We start from the raw sequence: 23169 nt of genomic DNA, 5'->3' as shown, positions 1-23169 counted from the left end.
GTGATGCAGCTTTCCAAGTGAAAGGCATCTTCATTCGTCAAGGAACCGAACATGATAATGACAAGACTCGCTCTGGCCATCGGTCTGAGTCTTTCGCTACTTCTTCCCCTCCCCGCACAATCGGCCAGTAACGACGCGCCAGCAACATCTATCCTTTCAGCCGAACAGGCCCGCGAAGAAAACGCTTACACCCTTGGTGTGCAGGCTTACCTGTGGGGCTTTCCCCTGTATTTTTATGATGTGACGGGGCCGAAAAGTCTTCAGGCCGGCGCCGTGGGCATGAACACCCTGCGCAAGTACAGCGCATTGAAAACAGCAAAGGACCGCACGGTTGTCACACCCAATAATGTGACGATCGATGCCTACGCGCGCTTTGACGTGTCCAAGGAACCGCTGGTTGTGCATGTCCCCGCGCTGACTGAACCACGCTGGTATTTGACCCAGATTGGCAACACCTTCGATGAAGTCACCCGCAACATTGGTGGTATCAAAGGCGCTCAACCGGGCGACTACTTGATCACCGGTCCGGACTTTCATGGCACGGTGCCTCGTGAAATGACCCAGGTGCCGAGCCGCACCAAGTGGGGGGTAATTGCGGTACGTATTTTCGCCAACGGTGAGCAGGATGTCGCCGCCGCCATCGAAGCGCAAAAAGGTTTCCAGATCATGCCGTTGTCCGCTTATTTGCACGATGGTCTGCAATACAAGCCGAGTACCGCAGACATTCCTGTCTTCAATGGTACGGCCCCGGAAGGCGTGCGTTTTTTTGACCAGCTCGGGCACGCCATGCAGCAGTTCATGCCGGCGAGTGGCGATCAGGATGAGGCGTTCATGACGCAATTGCGCCTGATTGGCTTGAGCCCAGAAAAGGGGTTTGATTGGCGCTCACTCGATGAGGCGACCTTGCGTGGGCTGACCCGTGCTGTTGCGGCCGCCCAGCAGATCGTCGATCAGCGCTGGAAGAATTTGGGCGAAGTCACCAACGGCTGGCGTTACTTCATGGTCGGTGGCCGAGCTGGTCATGATTACGCGATGCGCGCTGCGCTGGCCAAAAACGTGATTGGTGCACAGCTATCGGAGCAAGTGCTATATCCCAACACACAGGTGGACGACCAGGGAAGCGCTCTGGATGGCAAACACAAGTACGTCATGCAATTCGCCAAGGGCCAGCAACCGCCTGCCTCGTTGTTCTGGAATCTGTCGATGTACGGCGCGGATATGCTGTTTGTCGAAAACTCATTCGGCCGATACAGCATTGGCAGCATGACCGCGGGACTCAAACCGGCCGCAGACGGTTCGCTGACCCTGCTAATCCAGCAGGAACGCCCGAGCGACACGTCAAACTGGCTACCGGCACCGGCCGGGCCGTTCAACCTGACCCTGCGTTTCTACGGACCTGGATCATCCGTGCTTGATGGCTCTTATCGCCTCCCTGCGATCAAGCGCGTGGACTGAAAAGAGATACCAACGCTAGCGCACAGTGTCTTGCATGCAGGTCAAGTGGAGTTGGTGCAATCCGACTCCCTTTATTCCGAACCCATTTTCGTCACTCCCCTCCCTGCGTAACAAAGGGTATGCCTGAGCTGATACGCGCTGATTCGAATTTATTTTCGCTTTCCGCTTGATAAGTAACACCCATAGCGCAACAGTATTAGTAGGACACCCTAACTGATACAGGCACCCATCATGTTCATCCGCGCATACCTCCGAGCATCCACCGAAGAACAAGACGCTAGCCGCGCCCAGGCCTCGCTGGAGCAGTTCGCCAGCGACCATAACAAGGTCATCGCGAGCGTTTATCTGGAGAATGCCAGCGGCGCCTCCGCAGACCGACCCGAGTTGCTGCGTCTGCTCAAGGATGCGCGCAAGGGGGATGTGCTGCTGGTGGAGTCGATAGACCGGCTCTCACGCTTGCCGGTGGAGGACTGGCAGAAGCTCAAGGCCACGATTGATTCCAAGGGCCTGCGCATCGTCGCGCTCGATCTACCGACCAGTCATCAGGGAATTAAGGACACGAAGGGCGACGAGTTCACCGGGCGGATGCTGGGTGCTATCAACTCGATGTTGGTGGAAATGATGGCCGCCATTGCGCGTAAGGATTACGAGCAACGCCGCGAGCGCCAGGCCCAGGGTATCGAGAAGGCTAAAGCTGCGGGTAAGTATCAGGGCCGACCGGTCGATGAAGATCTGCACAAACGCGTTACGGAACTGCTCGGTGCAGGCCTTGGCATCCGCGCAACAGCCAGGCACGCCAACTGCTCAACCACCACAGTCCTCAGGATCAGGGACTTGGCCAGCGCCTGAATGCGAATCCACGGTCGATTTCTGCCTGTCGCCCCTATCAGCTATGGGTCGTTCTTTCGCCCCTCGTGACAGACAGAAATCGGCCAGTAGCTGCCTGTCGCGTCCAGCGTCAAACCATTTTGGTCGTCAACCAGCCCCCCCAGAACAAGCTGCTGAAGAAGCGCGTAGCGTCCCCGAATCCGGCCTCGTTCAACAGTTTTTGAACCGCCGCCTCAGAATGTGGCGGATCAGCGCCCTGGAGGATTTTCCCCAGCTTGACGGTCACTTCATCCGGGCTCGCTCCTTGCTGCCGCCACCGCTGACCCCAAGCCGCCAGCAATAGCGGTTGGCTGGAATAAGCGTAGTGATTTCCCGCGACAATCAGCGGCGCACCCGGCTTCAAATGAGCCCGAACAGATCGCAGAAGTTGTCGCTTGGCATCATTACCCTCGAGATGATGCAGGACGCCGATCAAGGTGGCTGCGTCGTAGGACTGGTTGGCTTCCAGATCTTCAACATGTCCAAGATGCATTTGCGTTCTTTCAAGCAAATCGTTCGTTTTCAACTGGTGCTTCGCAGCCGCCAGCATCGGCTCGGATGGATCAACCGCAGTAAAGCGCCAACTGGGCTCCAAGGTCGCCATTGCAATGATTTCCTGCGCCGTACCACCAGCGCCAACGACCAGTATCTTCGCCGAGCCTGTACTGCTGAGGCTTGCTGCCAGCATGCAGGCAGCAAGGTCGTGACAGGCGTCATAGCCTGCCAACGCAATACGGCTCTGTCGTCCGTACTCATTGGCTCGTGTGGTATCAAATTTTTCAGCGGGATTGAGAGGTAATGATTTCAAGGCGGTTCTCCATGTCCTTGAATCAAGTTAGGTCATCTATGGCGATAATAAAAATTCATTAATTTTATGTACTGCATTCCTGCATGGAATGCATGGAATGCATCGGTGGATGCCTCTGCTTGCATTGATCAGTTTCATGCATTAATGCATTCCAACAATGCACTTATCATATCGATCATCCTGCTCCACCATTCTCCCCAATAAGAACCGTGCAGCGCGTCCAGGCGGTGCACGTCATAAAAGCGGTGGAGTACAAGCCAATGACAGCATCAATTCCTTCCGGGCGCTCACGCGCCAGTGCGATTTTCCGGGTCACCTCGGGTAATTTCCTTGAGCAGTTCGACTTCTTCCTTTTCGGTTTTTATGCCACGCAGATTGCCGCCGTGTTCTTCCCGGCCAGCAGTGAATTTGCCTCCCTGATGATGACCTTTGCAGTGTTCGGTGCTGGCTTCCTGATGCGTCCATTGGGCGCGGTGGTGCTGGGTGCCTATATCGATGATGTAGGTCGGCGCAAAGGCTTGATCGTGACGCTGTCGATCATGGCCAGCGGCACGATCCTGATTGTGTTAGTGCCAGGTTACGAAACCATCGGACTGTTCGCCCCAGCCATCGTGTTGATCGGTCGCTTGCTGCAAGGCTTCTCGGCCGGTGCGGAAATGGGGGGTGTCTCGGTGTACCTCGCGGAAATTGCCACCCCCGGCAACAAGGGCTTTTTCACCAGTTGGCAATCGGCCAGCCAACAAGTTGCGATCATCGTTGCAGCAGCGTTGGGCTACGGACTGAACCAGTGGATGGCGCCTGCGATGATTGCCGATTGGGGCTGGCGAATTCCGTTTTTCGTTGGCTGCATGATCGTCCCGTTCATCTTTTTCCTGCGTCGCAATCTGGAAGAAACCGAGGAGTTCGCCGCACGCAAGCACCGGCCGAGTATGGGCGATGTGTTCCGTACCCTTGCGCAAAACTGGGTAATCGTATTTGCCGGGATGATGATGGTCGCACTGACCACCACCGCGTTCTATTTGATCACCGTGTACGCGCCAACATTCGGTAAAACCGTGCTGCACCTGAGCACATCCGACGCGTTATTAGTGACGCTGTTGGTGGGTGTTTCGAACTTTTTCTGGTTACCCATTGGCGGTGCATTATCTGACCGTATCGGTCGGCGTCCGGTGCTCATCGCCATGGCACTGCTGACCCTCGCTACCGCGTATCCGGCGCTGACGTACCTGGTGAACGCGCCGAGCTTCGTCAACATGCTGTTGGTCTTACTGTGGTTGTCGTTCATTTACGGTTTGTACAACGGCGCGATGATTGCGGCGCTCACAGAGATCATGCCGGTCGAAGTCCGTGTCGCCGGTTTCTCGCTGGCGTACAGCCTGGCCACAGCAGTGTTTGGCGGTTTCACCCCGGCGATGTCGACCTTCCTGATCCAGTACACCGGCGACAAAGCCGCACCCGGATACTGGATGAGCTTCGCCGCACTCTGTGCCTTGTGCGCGACGCTGTATCTCTATCGCCGCTCCACTGGCCGCCTGCAACCAGCGATGTCTTGAACCTGCAATTTAGAGAAAATGACCATGAAAAAATTATTCAATGCTGCCGCCCTAGCCTTGGTGGCCAGCCTCGGCCTGAGCACCGTTGCCCAGGCCGAAGAGATCCGCGTGATGACCTCCGGCGGTTTCACCGCTGCCTACAAAGTCCTCGGGCCGAAATTCGCCGCGTCCACCGACAACACGCTGTTCACCGCCCTTGGCCCCTCGATGGGCAAGGCGCCAGAAGCGATCCCCAATCGCCTGGCCCGTGGTGAGAAAGCTGATGTGGTGATCATGGTCGGCTACGCCCTCGATGATTTGATCAAGCAAGGCAAGGTTGACCCGGCGTCACGGGTTGAACTGGCCGATTCCCGAATCGGGCTGGTCGTGCGTGAGGGCGCGACGAAGCCGGACATCAGCTCCGTTGACGGACTGAAGCAGACCTTGCTCGACGCGAAGTCCATCGCCTATTCCGATAGCGCCAGCGGCGTATACATTGAGGATCAGTTGTTCAAGCGCCTGGGCATTGAGGATCAACTCAAACCCAAATCGAAGATGATCCCGAAAATCCCCGTGGGTTCGGTGGTTGCCACAGGCGACTACCAACTGGGATTCCAGCAGGTCAGCGAATTGCTGCCCGTGCCCGGCGTAAGTTTTGTGGCGAAGATCCCAGAGTCGGTGCAATCGGTAACGCGCTTCGCTGCCGGCATTCCCGTGGGCGCGCAACACCCGGCTGAAGCCAAGGCGTTGCTGGAGTACCTGGCGTCCTCGGCCGCTCAACCGGATGTGAAGGCAACCGGGCTGGATTCGGTCAGTCGCTGACCTGAACTTTCATTTCCACCACCAGCCGTTCCAGTTCCAACGCAGCCGGGGTCAACGTGCGACCCCGGCGCTTGATCAGGCCGACACTGCGCATCACCTGCGGGTCGGTCAGCGGCACCCGCGTCAGAATCGGGTGATCCGTTGCCGGCATCGCCATCAGCGGCACTGCCGCTACCCCCAACCCCGCTTCCACCAAGCCGACCATCGTCGTCACATGCCGGGTTTCACAGATGCTCTGCCGTTGCGGCACGATTCCGGTCAGCGCCTGATCCAGCAAAAAGCGATTGCCCGAGGTCTTGTCCAGCGAGATGTAATCCTGCTGATAGAACTCTTCCCAGGTCAGGCTGGTTCGCCCCGACAACGGATGATCGCGCCGACAGGCCAGTACATAACCTTCCTGCACCAATGGCTCGAACTCCACTTCAGTCTCCAGCGTACCCATGAAGCTCAGACCGAAATCTGCTTCGCCATTGACGACGGCGCTGAGTACGTCGTGGGCGCTAGAGTCGAGCACTTTGACTTTGATCTTCGGGAACTGCCGGTGGTAATGCGCGATCACGCGCGGCATGAAGTAATACGCTGCCGAGGGCACGCAGGCCACCGTGACATGGCCGAGCCGGGTCGAGGCGACTTCGCTGATGCCCAGCAGCGCCACGTCCAGATCGTCCAGCAAGCGCTCGACGCTGGGCATGAAACCGCGCCCGGCCTGAGTCAAGCTGACCTTGCGTGTAGTGCGTTCGAACAATCGTACCCCGAGGGCGTCTTCAAGTTTTTCGATGCGCCGGCTCAGCGCAGGCTGAGATATACGCACGGTGTCGGCGGCTTTGCGAAAACTGCCCTGCTCGACCACGGCGCGAAAAGCTTGCAGGTCGTTGAGGTCGAAGTTGATGGCCATGGTGCGCACTCGGAATCAGACAGATTGATCAGCTTATCCTATGAATCTACAAAATTATTCCACAATGCAGGTTCCGGTGAGGTTGGAGACAGTGTGCGAAATGGGCTGGCAACGATCAGCAAGAACCAAGAAATTCATCTTTGACCATCCTCGGAGCGGTTTCATAAAACGGTGATTTTATGAAACCGCCCAGGCTGCGCGCGGGTTTGTGGGGAGGTACTGAGCTTAAGCACGTTTACTGCTCCATTGCTCCCCGAATCCCGATACCGAAGCTGGGTATTTGCAGCGAAAACCAAAGTCGGTGGTGTTTTCAGCGGCGGTGGCTTTTTCGCGCTTCGACGATTCCAAACGTTCGGTACGTGAAAATACGAAGTGCGGCCAACCCCTTTGATCCTGCGTGGTCATTCTGCTTTGCCCGACAAAAACCAACCTAAGCCCTAGTTGACGCCGGACGGGTCAAGATTGAATCGGTGCCCTCGTTCCGGGTTCCCGCAGCGAGCCCGGCGAGTCGCTGTGCAATCTCGATCGCCTGCCGCTGGGCGAGCGCCGCGCAGCCATCGACATTGATCAATGCAAGCCGTTCCACGTCGAAAACCAGGGCGATGGACCCCACCAGGCCTACAGGTGGCATCAGGATGGGAACGGCCAAGCCCATGGCTCCGGCCTCCAGTTCTTGCTCTGAGAGGTAGTACCCCCGCTTCCGTACACCGGCGAAGTGGGCCTTCTGCGCAGACCAGTCGGTACCCAGCCGTTGCAGGTCGGGGTCGTCCATATGCCTTTCACAGATCTTGCGCAGGCGCGCCGGCGGCAGGAAGGCGAGCATGACTTGCGACGGCGCGCCGCGAAACATTGGCATCGGATGTCCCCGCGCGAAGGCCTCACCCGCTGGGTAGCGGCCGACCTGCTGGTACACATTAACAACTTCGTCGTTGTACATGCGGCAAAGGAAGCTGGTGAATCCGGTTTCCTCGGAAAGGCATTGCAGGGGTTCGCGTGCCGCTTTGAGCAGCGGGTCCGACTGACGAATCCGGTAGTCCAGCATGATGATCCGCGCTCCGAGCGAGTAGTGGCCGGAGTAATTGGCCAGGAAGCCGGCCGTAGACAACTCGCGCAGGTAACGGAAAACCGTGGGGCGAGACAGTTGAAGGCGCGCAGCGACCATCTCTGCTGTCAGCAGGGTATCGCTCTCGGAAAAGAGATCCAGCACGTCGGTCATTCGGGCGAATTTGCTCATCAAGCGGGGACTCCAGGGTGATTGCCGTTGGTCGTGTGTAAAATCTCAATATTTGACACTTTGCATTAGTTTCCTCATATTCTCCAAAACAACAACAACAACATAGAGGCTTTGCCCCATGCCCAAGACTTTTGAACCCATTCGGCGTCTTCACCACTTTGCTTGGCGCTGCCGCGACGCAGAGGAAACCCGCGCCTTCTACGAGGACATCCTGGGCTTGCCGCTGACCCACGTCGTGCTTGCGGACAGCGTGCCCAGCACGGGGGAGAACTGCCCCTACGCGCATCTTTTCTTCGATCTCTGCGATGGTTCGTCAATCGCCTTTTTTGACCTTGGCGACGACACGGCGGCGCAGCCCTCCCCCAACACTCCGGCCTGGGTCAACCATTTGGCGCTGAAGGTCGACTCGATGGGTGCCATGGAGCGAGTTCGACAAAAACTCGAAAGTGCCGGCATCGAGGTGCTCGGCATCACCGACCACGGATTCGTACGTTCTATCTACTTCTTCGACCCCAATGGCGTTCGCCTGGAATTGACGATCGACATGTCGGATGAGCCAGTCTCTGATTCTGATATTGAAACAGCTCATGTGGAACTGAGCAAGTGGATGTCCGAAAAGGCCGCCCGGCGCGCCATAACAGTCTGAGTTGCTGAAGGAGACGTCGGATGACTCAAGATATTGAACACCAGTGGGTGCATGTGAGCTACCCCGAGTCCAGCCTGGTCACGGAGAGCTACGGCTTCGTCGGCAGTCAAGGCGTCGTCAACCTGGAGGGAGTGCTGATCCGGCCGCGCGAGGGCGGGCGCCACACCGTCTTCTTGATGATGCACCCCAGCTCCACGCTGCAACTGTTGCCGCTGCCGGGCGCCATGGCACAAGCTGGTCACTCGGTGCTGTGCATGGGAAGCCGCTATGCCAAGAACGACACCTCGCTGATCTACGAAAAAGTTGCGCTGGACCTTGGCGCCTGCGTGCGTTATGCCAAAGAGGTCATGGGCTACAAGAAGGTGATCCTGCTGGGCTGGTCCGGCGGCGGATCGCTGAGCCTGTTCTATCAGTCGCAGGCCCAGCAACCGACCATCACTCACACGCCTGCCGGCGATCCGGTTGACCTCACGGCAGCCCAGCTCTGGCCGGCCGACGGTTTGGTGCTGGAAGCAGCGCATCGTTCGCGAGCACGCTGCCTCGCCGACTGGATCGATCCTTCGGTACTCGACGAAGACGACCCCACGCGCCGCGATCCGCGTCTGGACATCTACTCGTCAATCCAACCGGTGCGCGCTCCTTACCCCGCGGACTGGCTCGCCGAGTACCGTGCGGCCCAGGTTGCCCGGATTCGACGCATCACCGTGCGCGTGCGCGAAACCCTGGACGAACTGCGCCGCGCCGGCGGGGCCGAAATGGAACGCGGCTTCGTGACCCATCGCACCATGGCCGACCCTCGCTTCCTCGATATGCGCATCGATTCCAACGATCGGGCCCCCGGTTGCTACCTGGGCGTTCCGGAAACCGTTAACAGCGGACCGGTCGGCCTGGCGCGCTTCTCGATGCTGCGCTCCTGGTTATCGCAATGGTCACTGGATGACTCGCAGGCCGATGGCGAAACCTGCGCCCGAGCGATCACTGTGCCGTTGCTGGCCATCGAGCATGGTGGCGACGACGCCGTCCCACAGCCCGACATGCGCCTGCTCTACGAGGCCTGCGCGAGCACCGACAAGCGCTTCGAGTTGCTGCCCGGTGCCAACCATTATTTCAAGGGTCAGCCGGAACACCTGAAAAAGGCTGTCGCCTTGATCGGCGGCTGGGCCGAACAGTACGAGAGGAGACTCCCATGACAACTCCACTTTCCGGTCTGCGCGTGATTGAAATGGGTACCCTGATTGCGGGTCCCTTTGCTGCCAAGACACTGGCGGATTTCGGTGCCGACGTCATCAAGATCGAACCGCCCGAAGGCGGAGATCCCTTGCGGACATGGCGCACGCCCGAGGGCGAGACCTCGGTGTGGTGGCATGTGCAGTCGCGCAACAAGCGCTCGCTGGCTCTGGACCTCAAGCACCCCGAGGGGCAAGCCCTGGTGCGTCGCCTGGCCATGGAGGCCGATGTGTTGATCGAGAATTTTCGACCAGGCACGCTGGAGGGCTGGGGGCTGGACTTCGAGACCCTCTCGCGGCTCAACCCACGCCTGATCATGCTGCGCATCTCCGGCTACGGACAGACTGGTCCGATGCGTGACCAGCCCGGCTTCGGCGTTATCGCAGAGGCGATGGGCGGCCTGCGCCACATTACCGGCGAGCCGGGCCGCGCACCGATACGGCCCGCCATCAGCATCGGTGATTCGCTGTCAGCCTTGCATGGCGTGATCGGCCTGCTGATGGCGCTCTACCACCGCGACGTTCGCGGCGGCCAGGGCCAAATGGTGGACGTCGCCCTCTACGAATCGGTGTTCAACATGATGGAGGGCGCCATTCCCGAATTCGATCGCTTCGGCATGATGAGGGAACCGGCGGGTAGCGCGTTACCTGGTGTGGCCCCCACCAATGCCTACCCCTGCGCAGACGGGCAGTTCGTGCTGATCGCCGGTAATGGCGACAGCATCTACCGCCGGCTCATGGCGCTGGTTGGACGCAATGATCTTGGCGTTGCCCCGGAACTCGCTAGCAATCCGGGACGAGTCAAGGCCATGACCGTGATCGACGAAGCCATTGCAACATGGACCCGGCAGCGTTCGCTGGTCGATGCACTGCAGGCGCTCGCAGATGCGAAGGTCCCCGCCGGCCGAGTGTTCACGGTGGCCGACATGATCGACCACCCGCAGTTCCTGGCGCGCGAAATGGTGCCTGAGGTCTCCCTCGCCGACGGGTCCACTTTGCGCGTCCCCGGCATCACCCCCAAGCTCAGTGCCACGCCGGGGCAGATCACGAGCATGGGCCCTGACCTCGGTCAGCACACCACCGAGGTCCTGCGCGCTGCAGGTGTATCGGAAGAAGACATCCACCGGCTGCGCGAGTCAGCAGTGATTGCTTAAGGAAAACAACCACATGAAGAATCTACAAATCCTGGGTATCTGCGGCAGCTTGCGGCATCAGTCCTACAACCGTAGTGGCCTGCTCGCGGCGGCAGAAAACATGCCCTCGCATATGCGAATGGTCGAAGGCAGCCTGCGGGGCATTCCTGTATATGACGGCGATGTCGAGGAGCAGGGTATTCCGGCAGAAGTCCTGCGTCTGGCCGAAGAAATCCGGTGCGCCGACGCGCTGCTGATCGCCAGCCCCGAGTACAACTTTTCGATCAGCGGCACGCTCAAGAACGCGATCGACTGGCTGTCCCGCACGACGCCCCAGCCCTTCAAGAACAAGCCTGTGGCGCTGCTGTCGGTTACCCCCGGTCCTGTCGGCGGCGCGCGGCAGCAATACGAACTGCGCAAGGTCCTGGGCTGCCTGGAAGCCATCGTGCTGCCTCGTCCGGAGATCTTCATCGGTCTTTGTGCCCAGAGGTTCGACGCCGAAGGCAGGCTCGTGGATGAAACGACCCGCGGGCTACTGGGCGCGCAAATGCACGCCTTCAACGAATGGATCACACAGGTCACCCCGCGCAATAGATAACTGCGATTACCAAAACTGCGATCCCAATAACAACAATCCGGGACAAACCATGAACACATTCAGCAAAGCTATTCGAGCAGCCCTTGGTTGCACCCTCTTGGTGGCGCTGCCGGCCATGGCAGAGGACACCATCAAAATCGGCATGATCACCGACAAGGTCGGGCCGGCGAAACCGTATGCCGAGCCGGTCTCGGCCGGCGTCACCTTCGCGGTCAAGGAACTCAACGCCAAGGGTGGCCTGCTCGGCCGCCAGATCGAACTGCTGGTGGAGGACGACCAGGGCCGTCCGGACATTTCCGCCACCGCCGCGCGCAAGCTCGTGGATGCTGGCGCGGTGTTCATCCTGTCCAATTCGCTGACTCCGGCGACGCAACAAGTGCAGACTGTGACGGTGGAAACGAAGACCCCCCAGTTGGCCCCGAGCAATAGCGGCGACACCTTGACGACCCAACTCAGCAATCCCAACTTCTGGCAAACCGGCCCGCTGGGGTCGACCCAGATCGCCACGCTGCTGTCCTATGCAGCCAACAAGAAGTACAGCAAGGTGGCCGTGGTGTCCGACAACACGGAGCTGAGCCAACTCACCACCAAGTCATTCAAGGCCAGTCTTGAGAAGGCCGGCATCCAGGTCGTCTCCGAGGAGGTGATCTCGCGCGGTACCACCACGGCCGAGCCGCAGATGCAGAAAGTGCGCGCAGCCAATCCGGAGGCCATCTTTCTCACCGGCTTCCTGACGCCTGAAAACGCCCTCATCCTGCGCGCCTATCGCCAGCTGGGCATGAAGTCCGCCTTGCTGGGTAACTTCAACTTCTCGACGCCGCAAACCGCCGCAGTGGCCAAGGGCTTGCTCGACGGGCTTGCCTTCGTAGACGCGTTTGATCCCGCCAAGCCAGAAGTCGAACGCTTCGTCGAATCGTTCAAGAAGGAAACCGGCAACGAGCCCTACAACCTCAATGGCTACGGTTACGACGGGATGATGCTGGTCGCCGACGCGATCCAGCGCGCGGGCAATACCGACAAGGAAAAAGTACGCCAGGCCATGCAGGCAACCCAGGCCTATGTCGGCGTGATGGGTGCAACCGGTACCGGCTATGGCTTTGCCGACGACAAGCGGACCGGCTTCGATCCCAATGGGATGGTTGTGCGCGTCTACACCGGCGACAAGCAGGGTCCGGTGGTTCACACCGGTACCAAGTAGGCCCCCGGGCTACAGTAAGGAATCCTATGAACGATTTTCTGGAACTGCTTGTGAGTGCAGCCGCCAGCGGCTGCATATATGGTCTGGTGGCACTGGCCTATCTGCTGATTAACCGGCCCACCGGCATCATCAATTTCGCGGTGGGTGAGTGGGCCATGGTGGCCGCCTTCGGGGCCTTCGTCGCGCTCTCGCGCATCGAGATGCCCTACCCGGTGGCCATGGTCCTGGTGCTGCTGTTGATGCTGGTGATCGGCTGGCTAACCGAACGGCTGACGGTGCGCCCCCTGGTGGAGAAAGGCGCGCCCCATGTGGCGCCCGTGCTTGCGCTGTTGGGCATGCTGGTGGTGTTTCGCGAGTCGATCTCCATCGGCTTCGGTGCCGATCCGCAACCAGTGCCGCCTGCGCTGGGCTTCGGACGATTCGAACTGGGGCTGCTCGCGGGTTCGTACCAGAGCTTCTTCATCATCGCGGCCACCGGACTGGTCTTCGTCGGCGTGTGGTACTTCTTCGAACGCACACTGACCGGCAAGTCCTTCGAGGCGGTAGCGATCGACCGCCGTGCCGCCGCGCTCATGGGCATTCGCCTCGGGCGCGTGACCGCGGCATCCTTCGCGGTGGGCGCGGCGGTTGCCGGGCTGGCTGGGATTCTGGTCGCGCCCAACATCTCGGCCCACTACATGATGGGCATGCCGCTGGCGGTCCAAGGCTTCACCGCGCTGGTGATAGGCGGCGTCGGCCGCGTCGAAGGGGCTCTGCTGGGCGGACTCGTGCTGGCTCTGGTGGAGCAATTTACGGTGCGCTACGCCCCCATCCCAGCCGGCCTGGCAATGGGTGTCCCGCTGGTCCTGCTTATCCTCTTCCTACTGGTGCGTCCCACCGGATTGCTAAAGGCCCGGGAGGCTCGCATATGAAATCCCTCGTACGCTACATCGTCGCCGCCCTCGTGCTATCTGGCCTGGCCTTTGTTCTGGGCAGCTATCAGATGGACGTGTACCGCAAGCTGCTGCTGTGGATCACGTTGGCCCTGAGCTACAACTTCCTGTTCGGCATTTGCGGTCAGGTTGCGTTCTCGCATATTGCCTTCTACGGCATCGGCGCTTACTCGGTGGTGATCTTCATCACTCAACTGGCCCTGCCCTTGCCGCTGGCTGTCATCGCCACGGTGGCAGTCTGCCTGGCGCTGGCGCTGATCGTCGCCATTCCCGCCACCCGCCTGGCCGGCTTCTACCTCTCTCTGGCCACGCTGGCCTTCGCTCAGCTATTCATCGTGGTGCTGAACGAAGGCGGAGCCGTAACCGGCGCCACTGGCGGCCTGACTAACTACAGCCTGCCAACCATCTTCGGCGCCACCGTCACCGGCCCCTGGTACACGGTGGTGATCGTATTGCTCCTGCTTGCAACCTTTGCCACGCTGTGGCGTCTCGACCGGTCCTGGTTTGGTCGTGCCTGCCGGGCAGTCCGAGACAACCCGGAAGCCGCAGTCGCCATGGGCGTGGACGTGCGCCGCACCAAGGTACTGGCCTACACCATCACCAGTGCGCTGGCCGGTGTGGCCGGGATGGTCTACGCCTTCGTGGATAACACTGTCAACCCGGCCATCTTCAGCCAGGAGGCCGTGTTCCAGTTGCTGTTCATGGTCGTCGTTGGCGGCGCCGGCCGGCCGGCCGGCGCCATCATCGGCACCACCGTGCTGTACCTGATGCCACTGCTGCTGTCGCCCCTGATCGGACATCATCATGCTCTGGTGTTCGGCCTGTTCATGGTACTCGTCGTGATCTTCCAGCCGCGTGGCCTGATCGGCATTTGGGATCGTGTCGTAGGGCAATGTCGTCAAGGGCAAGGTCGTCAAGGGCAAGTGCAACTTCGGAAGGTCCAGCCATGAGCGCCAACAACCCCCTCCTGCAGGTGCGCGGCCTGGGTCGGCGCTTCGGCGGCCTGCATGCCGTCGCCGACCTTGATCTTGACGTCTACCCGGGCGAAATCCTCGGTGTAATCGGGCCCAACGGGGCCGGCAAGAGCACCACTTTCTCAATGATCGCAGGGGCGCTAGCACCCACCAGCGGCGAGATCGTCTTTGATGGAAAGCCCATGGGCAAGGTGCCTCCGCACGGCTTTGCACCACGCGGGATTGTGCGCACCTTTCAGCATAACAAGCCCTTCGAGAGCATGTCGGTACGCGAGAACGTGATGGTGGGCATGCACAGTCGTATGCCGTCGTCGCTCTGGCAGATCCTGGCAGGGACTGGATCGTCCGCTAGTGCGGAGCGGGAAGCCGCGGCCAAGGCGGATTCCCTGGTCGATTTCGTTGGCTTGTCGGAGTTTCGCGATGCCGACGTCGCCACGCTGTCTTTCGGACAAGGCCGCCTGCTCGAGATCGCCCGCGCGCTGGCAGCGGAGCCCCGGCTGATGTTGTTCGATGAGCCCGCCGCCGGCCTGACCGCTCCGGAGTGCCGCCGTCTGGAGGAGATCGTGCGCACGATTGCCAAACGCGGCATCTCGGTCCTGCTGATCGAACACGACATGCGCTTCCTGATGTCCCTGGCGGACCGCGTGGCCGTGCTGAACTTCGGGCGCAAGATCGCCGACGACACCGCAGCCGAGGTCCAGCGGCACCCGGAAGTGGTGCAGGCCTACCTGGGCAACTTAAAGGATCTGCAGAATGCTTGATATACGCAACCTCTCAGCGGGCTACGGCCACGGCCCGGTGATCGACGATCTCAGCCTCTCGATTGCGCAAGGCGAAACGGTTGCCGTGCTGGGCCCCAATGGTGCCGGGAAGTCCACGCTCGTCAACGCGCTGTCCGCAACCTTGCCGTTGCGCAAGGGCCAGGTCCTGCTCGAGGGATCTGATCTGATGGCACTCACCAGCGATGCGATTGTGCGACGCGGTCTGGTGCAAGTGCCGGAAGGGCGACGCATGTTCGCGCCGATGTCGGTGCTGGACAACCTCATGCTCGGTTCCATCACGCTACCCGGCGGCAAGCAGGCGGCCGACGAGCAGTTGCAGCGGGTCTACGAACTGTTCCCCAGGTTGGCGGAGCGCCGCCATCAGGCGGCAGGCACCCTGTCCGGGGGCGAGCAGCAGATGGTGGCCATCGGCCGCGCGCTGATGTCGAAACCCCGGCTGCTGTTACTCGACGAACCCTTCCTTGGGATCGCGCCCCGGGTGGTCGAAGAGATTCTGCAGTCGTTGGACGTGTTGCGTGGCGAGGGTCTGACCCTGTTACTGGTGGAGCAGAAGCTGGACATTGCGCTGCCCTTCACGCAACGAGCCGTTGTACTGATCAAGGGCCGCATCGCCCTGCAGCAAACCAGTGCTGAACTGGCGCGCCGCGACAACCTGGAAAGCCTTTACTTCGAGCTGGCCGACGAGGTCAAGGCCTGACGCCCGCGCATTTGACCGCGTTGTCAACCGACTCCGAATGATCCTCTGCCCCGCCGACGCCGACAGGTGTCGGACGGGCCTTTGCAACCTCCTAATGAGGAGCTGACTTCATGGAACGTCTTTATATCACCGATGTGTGCATGCGCGACGGGCTGCAGAACCAATGCGCCCAGGTGTCCACCGAGGCAAAGCTGGCGCTTGCGCAGCACCTCGTGGCAGCCGGCGTTGCCAGCGTGGAGGCGACGAGCTTTGTATCGCCCAAGGCTGTTCCCCAGATGGCCGATGCGGCCGACGTCGTTCTGGGTCTTCAGCAGCGCCTGCCGACACTCCGCACGTCGGTCCTGGTGCCGAACCTCAAGGGCCTGCAACGAGCGCTGCAGGCGGGTTGCCGGGAAGTCGCGGTCGTCCTGTCGGCGACGGAGGAAATGAATCGCCGCAACATCAACATGAGCCTGGCGCAGGCGCGCGAAGAGTCCGCGTTGGTGCTGCGCGAGGCGCGCGCGAGCGGAATCAAGACACGCGCCTATATCGCCGTCGCTTTCGACTGCCCGTTCGAGGGTGCCACGCCGCTGGACCGCGTGAAGGTACTGGCAGCCGAGATGTATGCGGCCGGTGCCGACGAGGTGGTGATCGCGGACACCATCGGGTCGGCGTTCCCTGCAGAGGTGCGTCGGCGCATGACCGAACTGGCGACTGTCGTACCGCTCGATCGGTTGTCGATTCACCTGCACGATACCCGCGGGATGGGCGTGGCCAATGCGTGGGCGGCAATCGAAGCCGGCGTGCGCCGCTTTGATGCCAGCGCCGGCGGCATTGGCGGCTGCCCGTTTGCGCCCGGCGCTGCCGGCAACCTCGCCACGGAGGATCTCGTCTTGCTGGCCGAGAACTCGGGCTTCGACACCGGCATCAACCCAGTCGCGCTGGTGAGCGCGATCGAGTTTGCCGAGTCCTTGCTAGGTCGTCCATTGGGCGGCCACTCGGCGCGCTGGCTGATCCGGCAGCGCGAGCGGGCCGCTCAAACCTCTACGGAGGGTATCGCGCGGCTTAACGTTAAAAATTCAACGAATTCTGTGAGCTCCACTTAACCCACACAGGCTTGAAAGCTCTTCAACCCCCCCTAGAGAACAATAAAAAAATGAATAGGTATCTATCTCTTGCCACCGCAGGACTGGTTTTGTGCGACCTCAATTTCGCCCAGGCAGGCTTCGTCGAAGACAGCAGCGCGACCTTGGCCACCCGTAACTTTTATTTGAACCGGGACTTTCGCCAAAGTGGCGCCCCCCAGGCAAAGGCCGAGGAATGGGCCCAAGGCTTCATCGCCCAATTTCAGTCTGGCTACACCGACGGCGCCGTGGGGTTCGGCTTCGACGCCTTGGGTACGCTGGGCATAAAACTCGACTCCAGCCGAGATCGGCGTGGCACAGGCTTGCTAGCTTTCGGCCCGCAAAGCCACGAGCCAGTGGACGAATACAGCGCACTGGGCCCAACCGCAAAAATGCGCCTGTCCCAGACCCAGCTCAAAGTGGGAACCCTGATACCGACCCATCCGCTGGCCTACTACTCCGATACCCGATTGCTGCCCCAGACGTTCACTGGCGCCTACCTGACGTCGAAGGAAATCGACGATTTGACCTTCACCGCGGCGAGATTGACCGAAAGCAAGGACCGCAACTACTCGCACAGTGATGACATCAGCTTTGCCGGCCAGAGCAGCGATCATATGGACTTGCTCGGTGGTGACTATGCGTTTGGCAAAAACCTGACTCTGACTTACCACCACGGTGATCTACAGGACATCTATCGCCAGCAATTCGCCGGGCTGGTTCATGTACTGCCGCTAGCAGAGGGAGTGAGCCTGCGTTCCGACCTGCGTTATTTCGACAGCAATGACATCGGCGCCAGCAAAGCCGGAAAAATTGATAACCGCAACTTCAACGGCATGTTCACCCTGTCGGTCGGGGCGCATCGAATCGGCGCCGCATTCCAGAGTCTGTCAGGCGACAGCGCATTCCCCTACATCGACACCAGCATGCCCTATTTGGTAAACCTGGTTACCTACAACTCCTTCTCCAGGGCCAATGAAAAATCGTGGCAACTACGCCATGATTATGACTTCGCAGCCCTCGGAATTCCGGGCCTGACGCTCATGAACCGTTATGTGAAAGGCGACGACATTCGCACCAGTACGGTACGCGATGGCACTGAGTGGGAGCGCGATACCGACCTCAGCTATGTCTTCCAGAGTGGAATGCTGGAAGGCTTGAACCTACGCTGGCGCAACGTCACTTTCCGGTCCGGCAATGGCCTGACTCAGAAGATTGATGAGAATCGCCTGATCGCCGCTTATACCTGGAAACTGTGGTGAATCCGGCAAGCCAGAACCTGCGAGTTTGGGTCTTATTGTGTGGAGAACAACTATGACCCAGTCACACGCAATTGATCTCTGCGCCCTGATAGAGGGAAGCAAACTGTCGAGTTTCAACTAAGTGATCATCTGTGAGTCGGTGCGGATCACTTTCCTCGACGGCTTTGATCTGCGGATGCTCTCCCGTACCGGCGTCTGCTTGGCCGACGACATCGGTCTGGACAAACTGTAGCTGTGGGGACGGGGAGCAATGGAACAGTTCGTACTTAAGCTCAGTACTCCCCGCCCCCCACGCAGCCTGGGCGGCTTCATGAAAATACCGTTTTATGACGCCGCTCTGAAGCTGTCCGCGCAGCGACGCGAATACGAGGTGGATGATCTAGCGTTTTGGCTCCCGCCCCGGGAGTACCTGTACCCACTCGCCGCGTGCGAAAGCCTCGGTAAGGATCATGCGCGGTAACTTGACCACGCCCACACCGGCGATCGCGGCGGCACGCAGTCCCAACATGGCCCGCGTCACATAGCGGGGACGGACGTCGGTGCGGGCGCCGTCGGGGCCGTTCAGTTCCCAGCGGTGTTCATCCTGTGGCTGACCGACCCATATGACCTATGCCGTCATACCTCTCCACTAGAGCCTGGAAAAATTTCGATGGGGAGCCTCGGATCAGAAAGGACGGCGATGCTGCGTCGGTGCGTGGCAGTGTCTGGAAAAGCTGCCGACCTCTCAGCAGCGTTATTTAAATTGCCGCTTATACTGACCGTGCAGCCTGGGTTTGCTATCCCCATCCATGTCGACTTCTCTTGGAACAGTGTCGCGTTCGGAGTGACATCGTCGGGCAAGACAAAGACGTACAGGAAGACGAGAAGCGCGATGTGTCATCAGGTCGTGAAGTGTGCGCCCTTCATATCGCCCAATTGATGGTTAGTTGATCGACTAACGATCCGATTCAAGGAATGGAGAAGCAGGTTAATGAAAACCCCACTACCGAAAGCCGTTGGCTGTGCGATGTTATTGCTCACCTCATTTACATCCATCCTCACTCACGCAACGGACATCACTCCCGCCGAAACGAAAGCCATTGCCGAGGAAGGCTACATCTACGGTCTGCCCATCGTGATGAACTACGCGATCATGTACGACTACGCGGTGGACAAGAACTCCAGCCAGTTCAAGGCGCCGTTCAACCAGATCCATAGCCTGCACCACGTCGCGACCTACAAGGACACGGCCATCGTCTCGCCGAACAGCGACACGCCATATTCCATGCTCTTCATGGACCTGCGCAGTGAGCCGATCGTGCTCTCGGTACCAGCGGTCGAGAAACCGCGGTATTACACGGTGCAACTCATCGACGGCAACACTTACAACTTCGGTTACATCGGCAGCCGTACCACCGGCGATGAAGCCGGCGATTACATGGTGGTCGGCCCCGAGTGGAAAGGCGCGACTCCGCCGGGCGTCAAGAAGGTGTTTCATTCCCGCACGCAACTGCCCTTCGCGGTCTTCCGGACCCAGCTCTTCAACTCGGCGGACATGCCCAACGTCGTAAAGATCCAGTCCGGTTACAAGGCACAACCGCTATCCGCCTATCTCAAGCAACCTGCGCCACCTGCCGCGCCGCCGATTGATTTCCCGAAGATCGACAACGACCTGGTCAAGACCGACTTCTTCAAATACCTCGGCTTTGCCTTGCAGTTCGACCCAGCCGCACCGAATGAAGTGGCGATCCGCGAGAAACTTGCCCGAATCGGCGTAGGGAAGGATTTTAACTTCCAGGCTCTATCGCCCGAGCAGAAGTCCGCCATCGTTCAGGGCATGCAGGCTGGGCATGCGAAGGTCGAGGATGGGATCAAGAATCTCGGCACGAAGATCAACGGCTGGAACATTGCCGGTGCCGGTGGCAACAGTGCCTTTTATAACGGTGACTGGCTCAAGCGCGCTGCCGTCGCGCAAGCGGGCATCTACGCCAACGATGCCGATGAGGCCACGTATCCGATAACCAGTACCTTACCCAATGGCGAGCGACTCGACGGCAGCAAGCACAAGTACACGATCACCTTTCCTGCCGGGCAACTCCCGCCAGTCAATGCCTTCTGGTCGGTGACGATGTACGACGGCAAGTCGCAACTGTTGATCAAGAACCCGATCAATCGCTACCTCATCAACGCGCCGATGTTACCCGATATGAAAAAGAACGCCGACGGCTCGCTGACGCTGTACATCCAGAAGGATTCACCCGGCGCAGACAAGGAAAGCAACTGGCTGCCCGCACCAAATGATCTGATCTACATGGTGATGCGCCTGTATTGGCCGAAGACGGAAACGCCTTCCATCCTGCCTCCTGGCAAAGGGACATGGAGTCCACCGCAGATCGTCAAAGTTACATGACGCGCTGACAACTGTATCCAGCGGACGGCCTTGGTGAGCCGCCGCTGGCCAGGGCATCAGATTTGTTACAGCTATTCAAAGACTGGCCAATAAGCGCACTAGGAATCGGTGATAGCCAAGCTTTAAATCGCGTCAACTTCACCCCTGGGTTTCTTACGTCCGCGACCGTCTACTGGGTCGTTTTCTGCCTCTCGCGATGGGCAGAAACCGGCCAAAAACAGCCCGTCAGAGATACCTATGAGACCAGGACCGATTCAGAAGTCGCTCTGATGGCGATTCAATATTATGATCGAAAGACCAGTGAGACTTGTACGATCGTGGCAGACCAGGAGTCAGAGCGGTTTACCTAGGCCTTGAGAGCGCTTGCAAGGTCGCTCTTCACCCTCGCGTCAATATTGAGAGTGTTCATGCAAATTATGCGATCGGCGGCGACTCCTGCAGCACAGTAACGATCGAGGGAAGGAAACATGGATGGTAATGGGATAATGGTCAACAAGATTGGCAAAGGACGGTCTTTTGCCAAACGAATCTACCTGCCACGCCTTATTGGCCTGGCGATTGGCATGCTGAGCGTATTGGCCGCCATTGCGCCGCTGGGCCTGCCGGGATGGGTGTGGGTACTGTTGTTTTTCAACGGCTTGGTTTGGCCGCATCTGGCCTATCAATTGGCCACCCGCGCTAGTGAGCCGTATCAGGCGGAGCGGCGCAACTTACTCTTCGACTCAGTGATGGGCGGGTTCTGGACCGCGACTATGCAGTTCAATCCGTTGCCTGCCGTGACCATCCTTTCGATGATGACGATGAACAACGTCGCTGCAGGCGGCCAGCGTTTATTCGTGCATGGCGCACTGGCCCAGACTGTCGGAATTCTGCTTGCGATAACACTGTTCGGCCCGCAGGTACAACTTACTGTAACCGACGTACAGATCTACGCCTGCTTGCCGATGCTGACGCTCTATCCACTAGCGCTGGGCTGGGTCTGTTATCGCCTGGCCATTAAGCTCGCCGACCACAAGCGCCGTCTTAGCGCCCTGAGCTGTACCGACAGTCTCACCGGCCTGCTCAATCATGGGGCGTGGAAGGATTTGCTTCACCTGCAGTTTTTCACCTGCCGGCAGGAGGGCTTCGAAACGGTGATCGCGATCATTGATGTCGATCACTTCAAACAGATCAACGACACTTACGGCCACCTCGTTGGCGACAGCGTGCTACGCCAGCTGAGCGCCGAACTGAAGAAAAACCTTCGTCAAGGTGACCTGGCCGGTCGCTATGGTGGAGACGAGTTCTGTGTGATCCTGCCCAACAGCCTGGTGAGCCAGGCCGTCGAAATTATGGAGCGACTGCGAAGGGCAATGGGCAACTACCGCAATGAGCAACTACCTGAGCTGCGAGTCAGCCTGAGTATCGGTTTGGCATCGTGCGGCAGTGCAATGACCGACGCCGCAGACTGGCTCAGCGAAGCCGACAAGGCGCTGTATGCGGCCAAGAATAGCGGGCGCGACAAGGTCCATTTTACCTTAGGCGACATCGTCAACGCACCTTGAATCACAGTGGATACGCTAGACACCTTGTAAATCAATTTTTTACAGCAACTAGATAGTTTCGTCGTGGAAACTACTGGGATAGTGCCCCGATGGAGCGCGTGTTTCGCAGCTTGAAACTGAATGGACCAGCACACGCTGTAGTGACGACCGGCAGAGAACGGCCAGAAGCTGACTGTCGATTTCGTCTCAGAAGCATGCATGTGCATAGCATTTGACCAACCGCTTAATAGGGTTAAAGTCTAAGTGAAAGATCGACCCGGTCAGTCTTTGATCCGCAATGGCGATCGCCACGCAGGTTCCTCAATGGCAGGTACAGAAACGGAATATTGCTCATGACCAAATACCTTCGAATGATGGCAATGATTTCAATCTTCGCGTTCACGTCGGGCTGCCAGATGGATCAACCAACTTCCGCCTCAGAAGTGAAGGCTGCTAACGCAGAAATGAACCGCGACGCGAACGCGGCGTTACAGAGTTTGTATGCCAAGACGCCGCAAGCGCGCGCCCTCGCGCAGCGAGCCAAGGGTATTCTCGTTTTCCCTGAGGTGCTGAAAGCGGGCCTCATTGCCGGCGCACAGCGTGGCGAAGGTGAATTGATTGAGAACGGAAAAGTCACGGGGTACTACTCGACCACAGCAGCCTCTTACGGCCTTCAGGCGGGCGTGCAGAAGTTTGGTTACGTGATGTTCTTCATGACCTATTCAGCGATGAACGATCTGAAAAAAGCGAATGGATTTGAGGTCGGTGTGGGCCCAAGCATCGTGGTCGTAGATTCAGGCATGGCCAAGTCGTTGACTACTTCAACGGCTCAGTCCGATGTCTATGCCTTCATCTTTGATCAAAAGGGCTTAATGGCCGGGCTGGGATTGCAGGGTTCAAAAATCACCAAGCTGAATCGCTGAGGCCGTCTGCATGTGCCTTCAGGTAAATAAGCCGGCGACGGCTAGCGAGCGGCGGCCTGACGCGGGACAAACGGTGCCCGATACATGGCAGGGCAAACAATAACTTGCATGTCCTGCGTACCGGAGGGGGTTCAGTTGAACTAATACCCCCTGTTTGGGCGCGGAGGGCA

At 59.2% G+C, this 23169-nt stretch carries 21 protein-coding genes; 18 read left to right on the top strand and 3 right to left on the bottom strand.

All coding sequences use genetic code 11. From position 1 onward, the window contains the following. The first annotated feature begins 51 nt into the window (after nucleotides 1–51). Nucleotides 52–1455, top strand: a complete 1404-nt coding sequence (locus tag AD668_RS13070) for a DUF1254 domain-containing protein (RefSeq protein WP_082344468.1) — start codon at nucleotides 52–54, stop codon at nucleotides 1453–1455. A 231-nt stretch (nucleotides 1456–1686) separates the two neighbouring features. Then, nucleotides 1687–2304 (top strand): recombinase family protein, encoded by a 618-nt coding sequence (locus AD668_RS13065; RefSeq protein ID WP_053159313.1) that lies wholly within the window; start codon nucleotides 1687–1689, stop codon nucleotides 2302–2304. A gap of 109 nt (nucleotides 2305–2413) precedes the next feature. On the opposite strand, the gene AD668_RS13060 is transcribed toward AD668_RS13065, so the two are convergent. After that, nucleotides 2414–3130, bottom strand: coding sequence for a class I SAM-dependent methyltransferase (locus AD668_RS13060; protein WP_053159311.1), 717 nt, complete (start codon nucleotides 3128–3130; stop codon nucleotides 2414–2416). A gap of 260 nt (nucleotides 3131–3390) precedes the next feature. Between AD668_RS13060 and AD668_RS13055 the strand changes: the two genes are divergently transcribed. Together AD668_RS13055 and AD668_RS13050 are read left to right on the top strand one after the other, a co-directional pair. Further along, nucleotides 3391–4683 carry an MFS transporter gene (locus tag AD668_RS13055; RefSeq protein ID WP_053159309.1) on the top strand — a complete coding sequence of 431 codons (1293 nt, stop codon included), beginning with the start codon at nucleotides 3391–3393 and terminating at the stop codon, nucleotides 4681–4683. Nucleotides 4684–4707: 24 nt separating this feature from the next. Beyond that, a complete protein-coding gene (locus AD668_RS13050; RefSeq protein WP_053159308.1) occupies nucleotides 4708–5484 on the top strand; it encodes a substrate-binding domain-containing protein in 777 nt (258 codons plus the stop codon). Here the strand turns inward: AD668_RS13050 and AD668_RS13045 are convergent. Then, nucleotides 5474–6379 (bottom strand): LysR family transcriptional regulator, encoded by a 906-nt coding sequence (locus tag AD668_RS13045; protein ID WP_053159305.1) that lies wholly within the window; start codon nucleotides 6377–6379, stop codon nucleotides 5474–5476. The two genes, AD668_RS13050 and AD668_RS13045, sit on opposite strands and share 11 nt — an antisense overlap. A gap of 430 nt (nucleotides 6380–6809) precedes the next feature. Continuing rightward, nucleotides 6810–7613: an IclR family transcriptional regulator gene (locus AD668_RS13035; protein WP_053159301.1), complete on the bottom strand. Its 804-nt coding sequence runs from the start codon at nucleotides 7611–7613 to the stop codon at nucleotides 6810–6812. A gap of 118 nt (nucleotides 7614–7731) precedes the next feature. On the opposite strand from AD668_RS13035, the gene AD668_RS13030 reads away from it, so the two are divergent. The 14 genes from AD668_RS13030 (at nucleotide 7732) to AD668_RS12955 (ending at nucleotide 22999) form a co-directional block, all read left to right on the top strand. Then, nucleotides 7732–8259, top strand: coding sequence for a VOC family protein (locus tag AD668_RS13030; RefSeq protein WP_053159299.1), 528 nt, complete (start codon nucleotides 7732–7734; stop codon nucleotides 8257–8259). A gap of 20 nt (nucleotides 8260–8279) precedes the next feature. Beyond that, a complete protein-coding gene (locus tag AD668_RS13025) occupies nucleotides 8280–9449 on the top strand; it encodes a S9 family peptidase (RefSeq protein WP_053159296.1) in 1170 nt (389 codons plus the stop codon). After that, nucleotides 9446–10639 carry a CaiB/BaiF CoA-transferase family protein gene (locus tag AD668_RS13020; protein WP_053159295.1) on the top strand — a complete coding sequence of 398 codons (1194 nt, stop codon included), beginning with the start codon at nucleotides 9446–9448 and terminating at the stop codon, nucleotides 10637–10639. Before AD668_RS13025 ends, AD668_RS13020 begins: the two co-directional genes overlap by 4 nt. A 13-nt stretch (nucleotides 10640–10652) precedes the next feature. Next, nucleotides 10653–11216 carry an NADPH-dependent FMN reductase gene (locus AD668_RS13015; RefSeq protein ID WP_053159293.1) on the top strand — a complete coding sequence of 188 codons (564 nt, stop codon included), beginning with the start codon at nucleotides 10653–10655 and terminating at the stop codon, nucleotides 11214–11216. 49 nt (nucleotides 11217–11265) lie between these two features. After that, the gene (locus AD668_RS13010; RefSeq protein ID WP_053159291.1) at nucleotides 11266–12414 is read left to right on the top strand and encodes an ABC transporter substrate-binding protein; all 1149 of its coding nucleotides are present in this window, start codon (nucleotides 11266–11268) and stop codon (nucleotides 12412–12414) included. 26 nt (nucleotides 12415–12440) lie between these two features. After that, nucleotides 12441–13325, top strand: a complete 885-nt coding sequence (locus AD668_RS13005; RefSeq protein ID WP_053159289.1) for a branched-chain amino acid ABC transporter permease — start codon at nucleotides 12441–12443, stop codon at nucleotides 13323–13325. Next, entirely contained in the window at nucleotides 13322–14296 is a 975-nt protein-coding gene (locus AD668_RS13000; protein ID WP_053159286.1) for a branched-chain amino acid ABC transporter permease, read from the top strand. Before AD668_RS13005 ends, AD668_RS13000 begins: the two co-directional genes overlap by 4 nt. Further along, nucleotides 14293–15081, top strand: coding sequence for an ABC transporter ATP-binding protein (locus AD668_RS12995; RefSeq protein ID WP_053159284.1), 789 nt, complete (start codon nucleotides 14293–14295; stop codon nucleotides 15079–15081). The genes AD668_RS13000 and AD668_RS12995 overlap by 4 nt, the downstream gene beginning before the upstream one ends. Continuing rightward, nucleotides 15074–15799: an ABC transporter ATP-binding protein gene (locus AD668_RS12990; RefSeq protein ID WP_053159282.1), complete on the top strand. Its 726-nt coding sequence runs from the start codon at nucleotides 15074–15076 to the stop codon at nucleotides 15797–15799. Before AD668_RS12995 ends, AD668_RS12990 begins: the two co-directional genes overlap by 8 nt. A gap of 110 nt (nucleotides 15800–15909) precedes the next feature. Continuing rightward, the gene (locus tag AD668_RS12985) at nucleotides 15910–16884 is read left to right on the top strand and encodes a hydroxymethylglutaryl-CoA lyase (RefSeq protein ID WP_053159280.1); all 975 of its coding nucleotides are present in this window, start codon (nucleotides 15910–15912) and stop codon (nucleotides 16882–16884) included. 50 nt (nucleotides 16885–16934) lie between these two features. Continuing rightward, the gene (locus AD668_RS12980; RefSeq protein ID WP_053159278.1) at nucleotides 16935–18164 is read left to right on the top strand and encodes an OprD family porin; all 1230 of its coding nucleotides are present in this window, start codon (nucleotides 16935–16937) and stop codon (nucleotides 18162–18164) included. Between the two features lie 970 nt (nucleotides 18165–19134). Next, nucleotides 19135–20553, top strand: a complete 1419-nt coding sequence (locus AD668_RS12965) for a DUF1254 domain-containing protein (RefSeq protein ID WP_053159272.1) — start codon at nucleotides 19135–19137, stop codon at nucleotides 20551–20553. Nucleotides 20554–21038: 485 nt separating this feature from the next. Next, entirely contained in the window at nucleotides 21039–22097 is a 1059-nt protein-coding gene (locus AD668_RS12960; protein WP_053159270.1) for a diguanylate cyclase, read from the top strand. Between the two features lie 332 nt (nucleotides 22098–22429). Next, nucleotides 22430–22999, top strand: a complete 570-nt coding sequence (locus AD668_RS12955; protein ID WP_053159268.1) for a YSC84-related protein — start codon at nucleotides 22430–22432, stop codon at nucleotides 22997–22999. Nucleotides 23000–23169: the final 170 nt, after the last annotated feature.

The organism is Pseudomonas sp. P1.8, from assembly GCF_001269805.1.
Classification (GTDB): Bacteria; Pseudomonadota; Gammaproteobacteria; order Pseudomonadales; family Pseudomonadaceae; genus Aquipseudomonas.
The sequence above is the reverse complement of the archived record's forward strand: the minus strand, read 5'-3'. Positions and strand labels throughout refer to the sequence as shown.